Annotated in this window: 11 protein-coding genes; 5 read left to right on the top strand and 6 right to left on the bottom strand. The window is 52.4% G+C overall.

From position 1 onward, the window contains the following. Positions 1–14: 14 nt before the first annotated feature. From MRBBS_RS18585 to MRBBS_RS01420, 5 genes are all read right to left on the bottom strand, one after another. Positions 15–1,070, bottom strand: a complete 1,056-nt coding sequence (locus tag MRBBS_RS18585) for an AraC family transcriptional regulator (protein WP_014869635.1) — start codon at positions 1,068–1,070, stop codon at positions 15–17. Between the two features lie 444 nt (positions 1,071–1,514). Further along, a complete protein-coding gene (locus tag MRBBS_RS18580; RefSeq protein ID WP_014869634.1) occupies positions 1,515–2,390 on the bottom strand; it encodes a putative bifunctional diguanylate cyclase/phosphodiesterase in 876 nt (291 codons plus the stop codon). Further along, entirely contained in the window at positions 2,353–3,990 is a 1,638-nt protein-coding gene (locus tag MRBBS_RS18575; RefSeq protein WP_014869633.1) for a diguanylate cyclase domain-containing protein, read from the bottom strand. The genes MRBBS_RS18580 and MRBBS_RS18575 overlap by 38 nt, the downstream gene beginning before the upstream one ends. 3 nt (positions 3,991–3,993) lie before the next feature. Beyond that, positions 3,994–5,073 (bottom strand): spermidine/putrescine ABC transporter substrate-binding protein, encoded by a 1,080-nt coding sequence (locus MRBBS_RS01425; RefSeq protein ID WP_014869632.1) that lies wholly within the window; start codon positions 5,071–5,073, stop codon positions 3,994–3,996. 32 nt (positions 5,074–5,105) lie between these two features. Next, positions 5,106–6,044, bottom strand: coding sequence for a spermidine/putrescine ABC transporter substrate-binding protein (locus tag MRBBS_RS01420; RefSeq protein WP_227497561.1), 939 nt, complete (start codon positions 6,042–6,044; stop codon positions 5,106–5,108). Between the two features lie 282 nt (positions 6,045–6,326). Here MRBBS_RS01420 and MRBBS_RS01415 point away from each other — a divergent pair, with 282 nt between their 5' ends. From MRBBS_RS01415 to MRBBS_RS01395, 5 genes are all read left to right on the top strand, one after another. Beyond that, the gene (locus tag MRBBS_RS01415) at positions 6,327–6,659 is read left to right on the top strand and encodes a hypothetical protein (protein WP_227497560.1); all 333 of its coding nucleotides are present in this window, start codon (positions 6,327–6,329) and stop codon (positions 6,657–6,659) included. A gap of 134 nt (positions 6,660–6,793) precedes the next feature. Continuing rightward, complete coding sequence (locus MRBBS_RS01410) at positions 6,794–9,373, top strand: EAL domain-containing protein (RefSeq protein WP_014869629.1); 2,580 nt, start codon at positions 6,794–6,796, stop codon at positions 9,371–9,373. A 115-nt stretch (positions 9,374–9,488) separates the two neighbouring features. After that, entirely contained in the window at positions 9,489–10,811 is a 1,323-nt protein-coding gene (locus tag MRBBS_RS01405) for an HD-GYP domain-containing protein (RefSeq protein ID WP_014869628.1), read from the top strand. Positions 10,812–11,004: 193 nt separating this feature from the next. Next, a complete protein-coding gene (locus MRBBS_RS01400; protein WP_014869627.1) occupies positions 11,005–11,451 on the top strand; it encodes a YaiI/YqxD family protein in 447 nt (148 codons plus the stop codon). A gap of 32 nt (positions 11,452–11,483) precedes the next feature. Continuing rightward, positions 11,484–12,608, top strand: coding sequence for a PQQ-dependent sugar dehydrogenase (locus MRBBS_RS01395; RefSeq protein WP_014869626.1), 1,125 nt, complete (start codon positions 11,484–11,486; stop codon positions 12,606–12,608). An 11-nt stretch (positions 12,609–12,619) separates the two neighbouring features. Here the strand turns inward: MRBBS_RS01395 and MRBBS_RS01390 are convergent, their stop codons facing one another. After that, a complete protein-coding gene (locus MRBBS_RS01390; RefSeq protein ID WP_041635016.1) occupies positions 12,620–13,135 on the bottom strand; it encodes a CIA30 family protein in 516 nt (171 codons plus the stop codon). Between the last annotated feature and the right edge of the window lie 22 nt (positions 13,136–13,157).

The raw sequence follows: 13,157 nt of genomic DNA, 5'->3' as shown, positions 1-13,157 counted from the left end.
CTCATGGGATAAGGCTAGCCCGCCAATACTTCTTGCGCGGAAGAAGCCCTGGAGGTGTACCACACAGTTTTTTGTCCTACAGCGCCGGTATCGGTTGAAACTACCTGTTCAGAATGCCGTTCCAATAGCTTGACCCCCTGAATGGTGTCACTGGGATACTCACCGAAATGGTCGAAATAATACGATGAAAAGCGACCCGCATGATTAAACCCCCATTTCAGCGCATGATTTGCAATTACCGGGTCCTCGCGATGGAAGCTGATCAGAGACTCCCTTGCCTTGATCAATCGGCGTGACTGGCAGTAACTATACGGTGTCATCCCTGTACGTTTTTTCATGAGGTAATAGAAATTCCTCAAGCTCATACCCGAATCTCGGGCGATTTTTTCCAGTTTAATGTCTGTGGCTAATCGGTCATTGATCAATTCAATGGCCGTAAGCAACCTTCGGTCATCTTCAATCAGAATCTTATTCTCAACCGTTGCAACCACCGGACTTTCGCCAGCCAGATACCGGTTCAGGGTTTCCTCAAGCAACCGGGTTCGTTCCATTGCGTAATGATGATCCCAAAAAAAAGGAGTCTCACGCAAATACCTTACAAGTATTTTTGCCAGTTCAAAGTCAGCGCTTTCCAGCAATCCGTTCGCATATTTCCAAGCTGAGTGGCTAATCTGAACAATAAAAAGATTAGCCCCCGATGACATTCGGGCTCGAAACTCTGCGTCTGGTTTGAGTACACAGGGAACCCCGGGGACGCTGTAAAAATGCAGGCCTTCGACCTCAAAATCAACGCTTCCGTGTGCTGGCATAATGATCGCCGTTCGACCATCATTGCAACCGACGACACTGCATGCGGAACGCAGATAAACACCACATACGTTAATGTTTCCCACCTCCAGAAATGACAAGCGCGAATCAAAATCGCCTTCACCAAGTGAAACGTTCACCTCCTGAGACAGTCGTGAAAAGCCAGTCAGCACCTGAAGCGCTGACAACCAACTTCGCGGTTTTTTAGTTGTGATGCGAAGGTAGTGTTCGAGCAAAAAATTTTGGGCATTGCCGGCACACATTACTGTTGAGCCTCCAGTTAATACGCATACTGCTCTGTATGCAGCTATAAACTTTTACAGGAAGTCACATTGACAGATGTGATTCTTCACTTAGCCGTGCGAGTTGGGAGCCATACAAAGCCCGACATAGCGAGACAAGATCGCGCTTGAATCTCTCCTTACTCAGGAATCGTCAGAAGCAAACTTTCAAGTCAGTATGGGTCTCTTTTCACTACATAATCCTGTCAGGTATCCCTGGTTTTCTATTTGATGTGGATCAACTTTATTAGCCATAATATGCTCGTCATGCCAGCCTTGCTGTCTAATCAAAACCACGAATAGAATTATTTTACAAAAGTTTACCTAACCTCCCTTTGCTTAAAATTAGATCAGTATTGAAACTTCCGATCGGCTCAGAATTACTTTGGAGATTTAAATTAGGCGCTCAACCACTTCAATCCGGTTTTAGTATTGTTCGCGGAGTTCAATGGTTTTTCTGCTCTTCAAAAACTCGGTCATCTCTGCCACCGGCAACGGCCGGCATAGCAGGTAGCCCTGGAGCTGATCACACCCCTCTTCTGCCAGACGAGCCGCTTGCTCGGGCGTTTCGACACCCTCAGCGGTTGACCGTAGCCCCAAACTTTTAGCAATAAACAGAACAGCCGAAACGATGGCTGCATCTTTCGGGTCTACAAGCATGTCTCGCACGAAGCTTTTATCGATTTTGAGTTTGCCTATGGGCAACTCCTGCAAAAGGCTCAAAGAAGAGTAACCGGTACCAAAATCGTCCAGTGAAATAGTGACACCTTTTTGGCGCATTGCGTTCAAATCGCCGATGACTTCCGGCCGAATTATCATCAGAGCGGTTTCTGTAATTTCGAGTTCCAGCTGCCAGGGGTGCAGCCCGTTATCCTTCAATACCTGGTCAACAATCGTGACTAGGTCTTGGCGCTGTAACTGTATCGCGGAGACATTCACGGAAACACACGCATCGGTGAACCCCGCCGCCTGCCAGACGCTCAATTGACGCCCCGCCTCACGCAGAACCCACTCACCCAGCGGTAGGATTAAACCGCTCTCCTCGGCGACAGGAATAAACTTGTCGGGCGGAATAATGCCCTCAAGCGGATCATTCCAACGCAAAAGGGCCTCAAGCCCAACAATTTTGCCTGTTCTGGCCTGTACCAGCGGCTGATAATAAAGTACCAGCTCGTTGTTTTTTAATGCACGCCTCAGCCTGCCTTCCAGCGATATGTGTTCGAGCGCCGCAAGGTTGTAAGACGCAGAATAAAACTGAAAATTGTTACCGCCCCTGTGACTTGGCCTGGTACATGGCGGCATCGGCGCGCTTTATCAGGTCATCAACATCACTGCCGTCACTGGGGAACAGCGAAATCCCGATACTGCAACCGCTGTATATTTCATTGTCATTAAAATAAAACGGCAGTTTCATGATATCCAAAATACGCGAGGCAACCTTAGCCGCATCCCGGGAACTGCTAACGTTCGATAGCAAAACAACAAACTCGTCGCCGCCAAGGCGAGCGAGCACATCCGACGTATGTTGAGAGACTTCCTGGTGGATAACATCTTCCGCCCGCAGAACGACTTGAAGACGGATTGCCATTTCCATAAGGAGTTGGTCGCCCACTTGGTGCCCCAGGGTGTCGTTAACTCGCTTGAAGTTGTCCAGATCAAGGAACAATACGGCCATCCTGCGGCTCTCGCGGTGAGCTAGAGAGATCATGTGGCGCAATGTCTCGTGAGCGCGAAATCGATTGGGCAAACCGGTCAGGCTGTCGTGATAGGCTAAATGCTCGACTTTGACGCGTGATTTTTCCAGGTTGCCGGCCATTTCCTGAAAACTCAACCCCAACTTGCCCAGCTCGTCACTGGTAGATAACGCAATCGTGGGTGCCAGGTTTCCACGTCCGATCTCGCGAACGGCGCCCATCAGCTGTTTTAATGGGCGAACCATAAGAACATTCATGGAAATCAACAGCGCAAAAATCAACAGCACTATGGTGCCAAGTACGATCCAGGCAACACTATTGCCCAGCCGCTGGCTTTCTTTGAGTAGCTCTTCCTTCGGCAGTATGCCAATCAGCAGCAAGCCCTCGTGCAAACGCCGGGTCGCTAACAGACTGTCCGTTTCTTGATAAACCGCAGGCACAAGCTGATCGTTTTTCCCTATCTCTAAAGCCTTCTTCAACAGCGGCACTGATATATATTGGCCCAGCTGGGAGGGGTCCTGATGGAAAAGAATCTCCCCGTTTTCATTAACAATAAGGGTATGAGCTTTTTCGCCAGCCCGGCTGTTGGCCATCTGCTCCGCCATGAAATCCAGCCCCATGGTAACTACCAGATAACCTCGCAGCGTCGGCTTGCCGTTTAGCGGGTCTTGGGTAGCCAGGTCGATCAGACGAACGGGCCGCGCGACCTGTAGCGATACCGTATGGCTGTCAGGGGGAGTAGAAACCTGAACAAATGCATCACCCTTGAACCGGCTGAGTTGTTGAAAGAACGGAGTATCGCCCTCTTCTTCGGTGATATTAGGTATCGGTATCAGAGTGGTACGAGCGTCTTCATAACCATCTGGTAGCAGGAAGCGGATTTCGGTGTAATCAGGATAGGCGCGCAAATAGCTGGAAAACAACTTTAACAACGAAGGCAGCATCAAGACATAGCGCTCTTCCTCGTCTTCCGTCAGCGCGTAAGCACGCATCAACGAGGCATCGGCAAACAGTTTGGCGTTCGCTTTGGCAACGTCCTGATGCATCTGGAAATTGCGCGCCATTTGGTCCATTAACGTTGTCATCTGGACCGAACTGCGCTCTACCGCGGTTGAACGCAGCTGTTCATAAGCGAGCCACCCTATTATCAACAGCGGAATCACCGCGAGGGGTACCACAACCAACAGTACCTTGGCGTGAAGACGCATGTGCTAGTACCAGGTCCAGTTAACGAGGCGCGAAAAAATCTCTGCACGGATTTTTTGCGTCCGGACAGGCAGGCGTTGATTGGTTTCCGACTTTTCCAGCGCCTTATCGTTCGGGTAGATAACCGGATCGCTCTTGAACTCAGCTGGAAGCAATGCTTCGGCGGCCAGATTCGGCGTGGCAGAGTAGACGAACAGCGCCAGCCGCGCAGCGATCTCCGGCTCGTTGAGAAAATTGATAAACTGTTTGGCCGCGGCTTTATTGGTGGAGCCACTGAGAACACTTATATAATCGACCCAGATATTACTGCCTTCCTTCGGGAGAAAAAATGCAATCTCGTCATGGTGTTCCTGGACCATCGAGGCATAGGAACTGTACATCATGCTCATGGCGACCTGGCCATTCACCAAAGCGGAATTTGCATCCCGGGAAACGGCTTTGTAGGTTTTAACGGCCGGCGCCTGCGCCTGGAGTAACGCCTCGGCTTCCTTTAGCTCTTGTACGTCGGTGCTGTTGAGCGAATAACCCAATGCCTTCAGTGCCACGCCAATCAGGTCTCTGGTGCCGCTGATCATCGCCACCCTGCCATGCAGTTCCTCGGCGGGCTGCAACAAATCCATCCAGCTTGTAACCGGAAAAGCTACCAGGTCTTGGCGGTAGGCTATACCCAGCGTTCCCCAGAAGTAAGGCACGCTGTACAATTCCGCCGCCTCGTGGACAGTGCGCCAGCGCGGATCGATATGCGCCAGGTTGGGAATATCCGTTTCATCAATAGGCTCTAGCCAGCCGCGTTTTGCCAGAATCCGAATCGCAGTACCGTCGATAATGGCCAGATCAAAGCCTCTACCCCCCGTTCCAAGCAAAAGCTCATCCCGCGCGGCGTCAGACTCGAAAAAGGTTTGTTTCACCGCAACGCCGGTGCGTTGTTTGAACTCCTCCAGAATCTGCGGGTCCATATAATCCGACCAATTAAGGAATAACAGTTCCGTTGGCTCTGACGCCTGCAGCGGACAGCTGAGTACAATCAAAGTAAGTGCCAGACACAAGACCTTGTATTTGCTGATGCAGGCTTTGTTTTTATTCATAATAACAGGCCAATAAGATGAAGGTACGGCGATCAGTAGACAATCCGCGAGAAAATGGCCGCGCGATTTTTATGAGCTCGAGGTGGCAAGCGACGATAGGCTTCCGAGTTTTCCAGCGCCTCGCCACTCGGGTAGATCACAGGATCATTCCTGAAATCCGCCGGTAGCAATGCTTCAGCGGCCAGGTTGGGAGTCGCATAATAGACATACTGCGCAAGCCGCGCGGCAATCTCCGGCTCATTAAGAAAATTGATGAACCGTTTGGCTTCAGCCTTTCGGGGGGAGGCGCTAAGAACGCTCAGATAATCGGTCCAGATATTGCCACCCTCTTTGGGAAGTACAAACGCAATATTGTCGTTATATTCCTGCAACATCCGGGTATCGCCGTTGTACATCATGCTCATGACAACTTGGCCGTTTAACAGCGCGGAATCTTCGTTCAGAGAAAGGTAGCGGTAGGTGTTAACCGCCGGAGCCTGTGCTTCTAACAGTGCCTCGGCATCTTTCATCTCATCTTCGTTGGTGCTGTTGAGCGAGTAACCCAGAGCCTTGAGAGCCGCGCCGATCATATCCGCGCTATCGCCAATCATGCTGATTTTACCGTGCAGTTCCTCTATCGGCTGTAACAGGTCCATCCAGCTTGAAACCGCGAAGGGAACTAGGTCCCGACGATAAACAATGCCAATCGTACCCCAGAAATAGGGCACGCCGAAGTCTTCGGCTTTTTCAAATTCGATGCGTCGACGTGGATCAATGTGCTTCAGATTAGGGACACTCGACTCATCGAGGCGCTCGAGCCAACCCCGTTTTGCCAAAATTCTGATTGAGGCGCCGTTGATGAGTGCCACATCGAAGCCTTTCCCTTCGGTCTTGAGCAGAAGTTCGTCCCTTGCAGTGTCGGAATCGAAATAACTTTGCTTTACGGTAATTCCGGTGCGCTGTTCGAATTCCGCGATAATTTCCGGATCCATATAATTTGGCCAGTTAAGGAACACCAGTTCCTTCGATTCTGCCGCTTGCGCAAAAACAGCGGTAAAGAACAAAAAAAGTGTGATCAACTTAGCCTTACGAAGACACATAACCTTCCCCACCAATCACCGGCGACAATACCGTCGTTAACTCATTTCAGACAATACTCTACGTTTGCCTTCAATCACAATTGGCGACATTCCGCCGTTGAACCTGTCGGGCCATCGCCAGCCATAGTAACCCACACGACCTGAAAAAAATCAGCGCCTCCTGAAACATCGCCATTGCCGACCCGTAGCGGTCAGTGGCACATCCTGAACAGGTTCCAACTGGGTGGGCACAACCAACCGTTAGGAGTACGCAATGAAAAACATGTACAAACCACCGTACTGATGGCCGCCCTTATTTCTGGCGCACTGACCACTGGCATCGCTCAGGCGGGCAATTATGCAGAAGCCAAGGTATGGGCAGAGAACCAAGCTGTTTCAGAAGGCACTGTGACCGCCAAAGAAGTCACCGCTAAAGCCAACGGCTGGATGGACTATCGGGATGCCCCGTTCGGTGGTAGCGAATTTTATATCCAATTGTTGCGTATTCCCGACCAAGCTTACCGTTGATGAACAATAAACCTGTTATGGGCAGCTGGTGCAGAAGACAGATATACTGAAACGGCTAACGTTTTTTTGACGCCAGACGACATAAATCGTACGCGCTAATAAAGAAGTCTTACCTTTGAGTGGAGCGCCGAATTATGAGCGACATTGAATTTTCTGTGCTCGAAGCGCAGCAGAAAATCCATGAACTGATCGCACAGCACCACCCGCTAGAACAGACCCTGGACGCGATAGCCGACTGGGTCAGTAGCATGATACCCAGCGCGCTAGTGTCAATCATGCGCTTTCATCCGGACACCAACAGCTTGAGCCTGATGCCCAGCGGCCGGTTTTCCGACGATTATTTTCGAGCCATGCAGGATATTCCAGTATCTGAGAACGTGGGTACCTGCGGCACGGCTGCATTCACCAAACAACTGGTTATTACCGACAACATTCAGCAGGACACCCGCTGGGACGGTTTCCACGACATCGCCGAGGCAGAGGGCGTACAAGCCTGCTGGTCTATGCCAATCTTGACCCCTAACAATGAGCTCTTGGGCACTTTCGCCACCTACCATCCTGCACCCGCTAGCCCCACCACAGAAGCTCAGCGCAATCTAGCCCGGGGCGCTGCCCTCGCAGCACTGGCCATTCTTCGCCACCGAGATGCTGAAGACCATTTGGTTCTCTCCGAGTGGCACCAGTCTCTGGTCGATAACCACCCCGATTGTGTGTACACCTTTGATTTGGACGGCTACGTCCGAAGCTGTAGTACGGCGGTGGAGCGCGTTACCGGTTACACAGCCGATAGCGTGCCGGGGCGGCACTTCAATTCTTTCGTTGAACCCGACTATCGCGCGCGGACCCAGGCGGCGTTCGACAGAGCCCGAAACGGTGAGGCCCTCACTTACGAAACCATGGCCACCCACGCATCTGGCTACCCCTACTTTATGGAGATCACCAACTTCCCGGTTACCATTCGGGGTGAGATCGTTGGCGTTTACGGTATCTGTCGGGACATTTCCAACCGCAAAAATCAGGACGCCGAGCTACGCTTACTCAAACGCGGCATCGAGGCAAGTCCCAATGGTATCGTTATGGCAGACGCACGCCACCCAGAGATGCCAATGGTCTATGCCAACCCGGCGTTTTCAGAAATAACCGGCTATACCCACAACGAGATCGTTGGCCATAGCTGGCACGTTCTTCATGGCGAAAACACGTCACCGGAAGCCGTCGAAGCCATAGAGCGCGGTTTGCGCCATCAAACCGAGATTAACGTTGAGCTGATTAACTATCGGAAAGACGGCATGCCTTTTTGGAACCATCTGAGGGTCAGCCCCGTGTTTGACACAGATGGTCTTTGCACTCACTTCATTGGCCACCAACAGGATATTACCCATCACAAACAGCAGGAAGCGAAGATCACCTTCCAGGCAACCCATGATCTGCTCACCGGCTTACTTAACGAGGCCTCGTTTAAAGAGACACTGCGTGATGCTCTTGCGGCCGATGGTGAGCGTGAGTCATTAGTTGCCATGTGCCTGGGTCTGGATGGATTCAAGCCCATTAATAAAGAACTGGGACACCCTGTAGGCGACCAAATACTCATGACCATTGGTCAGCGCCTGACCGCTCTGATTATGCCCAAGGTGACCGTTGCCCGGCTGGACGGGGATGAGTTTGGCCTGTTGGTACCCGGCTACACCTACCGGAACGACGTCATTCAGCTGGCCGAGCGCATCCTGGAACACCTTGCACAGCCGATCGACGTGAATGGCCAGATGGTCCACATCAGCGTCAGTATCGGAATTGCCTGTAACGGCGCGCATCCGGGCGCACCCCAAGAACTGATTGAGTTCTCCGGCCTCGCCCTGGAACGAGCTAAGCGGCAAGGACGAAACATCTGGCAGTGGTACAGCAGTCATAAAATAGAGCACAGTCGTAACAGCGTGAACCTGAGGCATGATCTTCACGCCGCACTGAATGAAAACCAGTTTGAAATCTATTACCAGCCCCTGGTGGACGCCGTTACCGGGCGCATGCGCAGCGTAGAAGCGTTGGTGCGCTGGCATCACCCGGCCCGCGGGATGATGATCTCCCCCGGTGAGTTCATTCCACTGGCCGAACAAACTGGCCAGATCGTGCCTCTGGGCCTTTGGATTCTCAGGCAGGCCTGCGCAGAAATGGCGGATTTCAATGCCCATCGGGAGCGGGCACTGCCGGTTGCCGTCAACATATCATCGCTACAATTTATTCGTGACGGCTTTCTTGACGACGTCCGCCGGGTGCTCAACGAAACCGGCACTCCACCCCAGCTGCTGGAACTGGAAGTGACCGAAAGCGTCTTATTGGACGGCACAGCCCCCGTTATCGAACTGATGGAAACCCTAAAAACCTTGGGCGTGCGTGTCGCTCTGGATGATTTCGGAACAGGCTATTCCAGCCTGAGCTATCTTCGGGACCTACCCGTTCACAAAGTGAAACTTGACCGCAGTTTTGTCGAGAAAACCGCTACTGATCAACGGGTTGCCGCCATCGTCCAGGGCGTAATTACAATGGCCCACCACATGGATATGATCGTGGTTGCAGAAGGAATAGAGACACGGGAGCAGCAGGAAGACCTGGCCCGCAGGCACTGCGATATCTTGCAAGGGTACCTTTTTGCCCGACCCATGCCTTTGGCCGAATTGAAGAAGCTGCCGGACCTCTTACCGGTTAATACGGCGACATAGAGTAAGCCGTAAAACCGACTCACTTTTAACGAGCCCATGATTGCCAGCCTTGCGTTCTATCGCCACAAAGCAACTTGTGCAATTATATGAATACATTGGATACGGGTTTTTTTTGATGCGCGACGAAACCGTAGAACTTGAGATTGACGTCTCTGAGCTTCGACTGGGCATGCACGTTATTCGTCTTGATTGCGTCTGGGAGGATACCGCTTTTCTGTTTCAGGGATTCGTTATTCAAAGTCGTGACGAGATCGACGCCCTCCAGATACAGTGCCGCAAGGTCGTTATCGAAGGTAAGGTGAAACGTGAACTTGACAAGATTCCTCAAGGCCCTTTAGATAAGCCCGATACAGCCTATTTCCAACGGTTCTCAACAGATTCCGGGAACACGGGCACCACCAAGAAATCAGGAAAAAAATCACACCCGAACGCCCAGCGCAGCACCAGGCGCGCTACCTACATCAACAAGGTGGATGTAAACACCGAAATTCGCACAGTCACCCGTCACTACGCTGAAGCAAAATCCGTTGCCGCCGGCATCATGGCCAGCTTGCGAGTAGGGCGAACTCTTGATATCAATCGTGCGCGCGAGGTGGTGAATAACTGCGTTGACAGTATTCTGAGAAACAACGATGCCCTGCTGTTGCTGACTAAGTTAAAACAGAAGGATGACTACACCGCAGAGCACAGTCTAAACGTGTCGATTCTGTCTGCGGCGTTTGGCAAGCGCCTAGGGTTGCTAGAAGAAGAGATCCGTACGCTCGGACTGTGCGGTTTGTTACACGACATTGGCAAAACAAAAGTGCCCCTGGAAATTCTTCAAAAGTCAGGCGGGCTGACACCCCAGGAGTACTGCATAATGCAGAACCACGCTAACTGGGGGCGCGACATGTTAATGGCGCTACCAAAAGTGGTTCATGCCACAATCGATGTTGCCTACAACCATCACGAACGTCTGGATGGCCGCGGTTACCCTCGCGGCCTGGTGGATCATCAGATCCCCTATAACGCGAAAATCGTAGCCATCGCCGACACCTACGATGCCATCACCAGCAACCGGGCTTATGATAGCGCCCGTTCATCCATGAGCGCACTCAAAACTATTCACCGATTTCGCGGTACGCAGTTTGATTCGGAGCTTGCTAGGGAGTTCATCCTGATGATCGGCATTTACCCGCCCGGCTCCATCGTAGAACTGAAAACCGGCGAAATCGCCATCGTGCTCACCAGCAACCCCAAAAACCGGCGCAAACCGCGGATTATGCTGGTCAGAACGGCCGACAAAAAACGTATACCAAAATACGCGACGCTGGATTTAGACCTTCATCCGAAAGCCGACAGCGGCGAACTGTTCACCATCTCCAAAGAATTGCCAGATGGCACCTTCGACGTGTTCATTCAGCATTTTATTGAAAACGGACTGGTACTTAACTATTAAATCTCAGGTTCGAGCATGTTTTGGTTTCAGGTCGCACGCCCGGGCTGGTGGTACTGTTAACAATCGTGTCCATATCAACAAGGTGTCCCATTTCCCGCAAATAAATCGGACCCGGATTAAAATAAATTTGTCGATCTGCCAAGCTAGATTCTGAACCACTCACGCATAACGTTCACACACTTAGGAGCCTGCCATGTCCATCTGGGTTGATGCCGATGCCTGCCCGGTGCCCATTCGCGAAATTATCTGCCGCGCGGCAGCGCGCTGGAAGGTACATGCCACGTTTATTGCCAACCACGTTGTTCCATTGCCACCGGGTCCGTTTATTCACACCCGCCAAGTGATGCAGGGGTTTGACGTGGCAGACAATGAAATTATGGATCAGCTCAAAGCTGGGGACCTAGTAATCACACAAGATATCCCCCTGGCCGCAGAAGCCATTGAAAAGGGGGCAGATGTGTTCAACCCCAGAGGCCAGGCATTTACAAAAGAGAATATTCGCCAACGCCTGGCGATGCGTAATTTTATGGAAGAAATGCGCAACGCAGGCCAGGTTACCGGCGGCCCGGCGCCCTTCGGCCAGAGCGACCGCAAAGAATTTGCAGACAAACTGGACCGCTGGCTGCAACGTAATCGGTAGTTGCTGGTCTAAGATTGAAACAGGAGATCTTTATGCGGGTTTTACAGCAAGCTGTTATCGGTTTTGCCTTGCTGGTCGGGGTTCTGCCGCTGGCGTTCAGCCAGACCTTCCCGTCTGACGCAGGCCCCTTTCAGCTTGAAACCATCGCAGAGGGGCTGGAGCATCCTTGGAGCCTGGCGTTTTTGCCAGACGGCTCAGCCCTGGTCACCGAGCGGCCCGGAAGATTACGAATAATCCAGAACAGCTCGCTGGCGACTAAGGCTATTCATGGTGTGCCCGAGGTGGCCGCAGCCGGCCAGGGCGGGTTATTTGACGTCATACTGCACCCGGACTTTGCCAGCAACAACACCCTGTTTCTTAGCTACGCTCATGACTCGTCAGAGGGGATGACCACCCGGGTGGCCCGCGCTGTGCTGGATAACAACGAACTCAAAACCCTTAAGGTCATCTTCGAAGCCTTGCCCCGTTCGAACGGCACACGCCACTTTGGCGGGCGCATGGCTTTTGACAGCAGCGGCTATCTTTACATCGCCGTGGGCGATCGCGGTGAAAAAGATCGCGCTCAAGACACCCGCGATGACGCTGGCGGTGTGCACCGCATTACCATCGACGGCGAACCTGCACCGGGCAATCCGGGTTTGGGAAGCTCCGCTATCCGTGACACGTTCTACACTTGGGGCAACCGCAATATTCAGGGTATGACCGTTCACCCACAGACCGGCGAAATCTGGACTCACGAACACGGCCCCCGCGGCGGCGATGAAGTGAATATCCTTTACGCCGGCACTAATTACGGCTGGCCGGAAATCACCTACGGCATCGGTTATTCGGGGCTACCGATCACTTCGGATACCCATAAAGAAGGCATGGCCCAGCCGTTGCACTATTGGGATCCGTCCATCGCACCGTCAGGTATGGCGCTTTACAGCGGCGAGCTGTTTCCACAATGGCAGGGTGATGTGTTTGTGGGCGCATTGAAACTGCGCAAACTGGTACGACTAGGGACAAACGAAAATGACAAAGTGATTGCGGAGGAAGACTTGCTGCTTGATCTGAACGAGCGCATTCGCGATGTCCGGTTTGGCCCTGATGGCGCTTTGTGGCTGCTGAGCGATGCCCGCCAAGGCAAGCTTTACCGTATGGCACCCACACAATAGCGTGGGCGGGCTTATTCCGCCCTGATCCACTCTACCCGCAACTCGAATTCACCAGCGCGCTTGTCGCCCAGTAGCAAGCCAATGGCTTCTACATGTTCAACATCCAGAGGTGGGCCGGAAAGCGCGCGGCCACGAAAACGCGGACTCAGCTGGGAAATCACTATAACCGACTCTGTCCACTCGCCTGCGAGTGTCGGGAACTCGGCGGTATAAGCAATAGGGGAATGGCCATAACGGGCGTCGGTGTATAGCCTGAGCTGGTAACTGCGACCATCGCCTTTCACCCGCAGTCGCAGGGTGTGAAAGGCGCTCACATCAAACTCGTGGCCGCTGCTTTTCACCGACGAAAAACCACCGTTGTTCTCCAGCGATATCTGTCCGGAAAAAACCAGCTGGCCATCCACAATTTCTGGTCCACCGCGGGATTCGCCGCCCATCACACCGTCATTTACGGCGTACCACTCAGGCGCGGGTGAGGTCACAGAAAAATCCACCAAGGTGTAACCACTGCCTGCGTTTGTATTCATTGCTTCGCGCCCCCTAAAAAGA

Source organism: Marinobacter sp. BSs20148, assembly GCF_000283275.1.
Classification (GTDB): Bacteria; Pseudomonadota; Gammaproteobacteria; order Pseudomonadales; family Oleiphilaceae; genus Marinobacter; species Marinobacter psychrophilus.
Note: the sequence above shows the minus strand (reverse complement) of the source record. Positions and strands in the feature narration are given on the sequence as shown.

Coding starts and splice junctions, on each gene's coding strand:
- MRBBS_RS18585 (WP_014869635.1), bottom strand. CDS start 1,070: ATGTGTGCCGGCAATGCCCAAAATTTTTTGCTCGAACACTACCTTCGC.
- MRBBS_RS18580 (WP_014869634.1), bottom strand. CDS start 2,390: ATGCCGCCATGTACCAGGCCAAGTCACAGGGGCGGTAACAATTTTCAG.
- MRBBS_RS18575 (WP_014869633.1), bottom strand. CDS start 3,990: ATGCGTCTTCACGCCAAGGTACTGTTGGTTGTGGTACCCCTCGCGGTG.
- MRBBS_RS01425 (WP_014869632.1), bottom strand. CDS start 5,073: ATGAATAAAAACAAAGCCTGCATCAGCAAATACAAGGTCTTGTGTCTG.
- MRBBS_RS01420 (WP_227497561.1), bottom strand. CDS start 6,044: ATGGATCCGGAAATTATCGCGGAATTCGAACAGCGCACCGGAATTACC.
- MRBBS_RS01410 (WP_014869629.1), top strand. CDS start 6,794: ATGAGCGACATTGAATTTTCTGTGCTCGAAGCGCAGCAGAAAATCCAT.
- MRBBS_RS01405 (WP_014869628.1), top strand. CDS start 9,489: ATGCGCGACGAAACCGTAGAACTTGAGATTGACGTCTCTGAGCTTCGA.
- MRBBS_RS01400 (WP_014869627.1), top strand. CDS start 11,005: ATGTCCATCTGGGTTGATGCCGATGCCTGCCCGGTGCCCATTCGCGAA.
- MRBBS_RS01395 (WP_014869626.1), top strand. CDS start 11,484: ATGCGGGTTTTACAGCAAGCTGTTATCGGTTTTGCCTTGCTGGTCGGG.
- MRBBS_RS01390 (WP_041635016.1), bottom strand. CDS start 13,135: ATGAATACAAACGCAGGCAGTGGTTACACCTTGGTGGATTTTTCTGTG.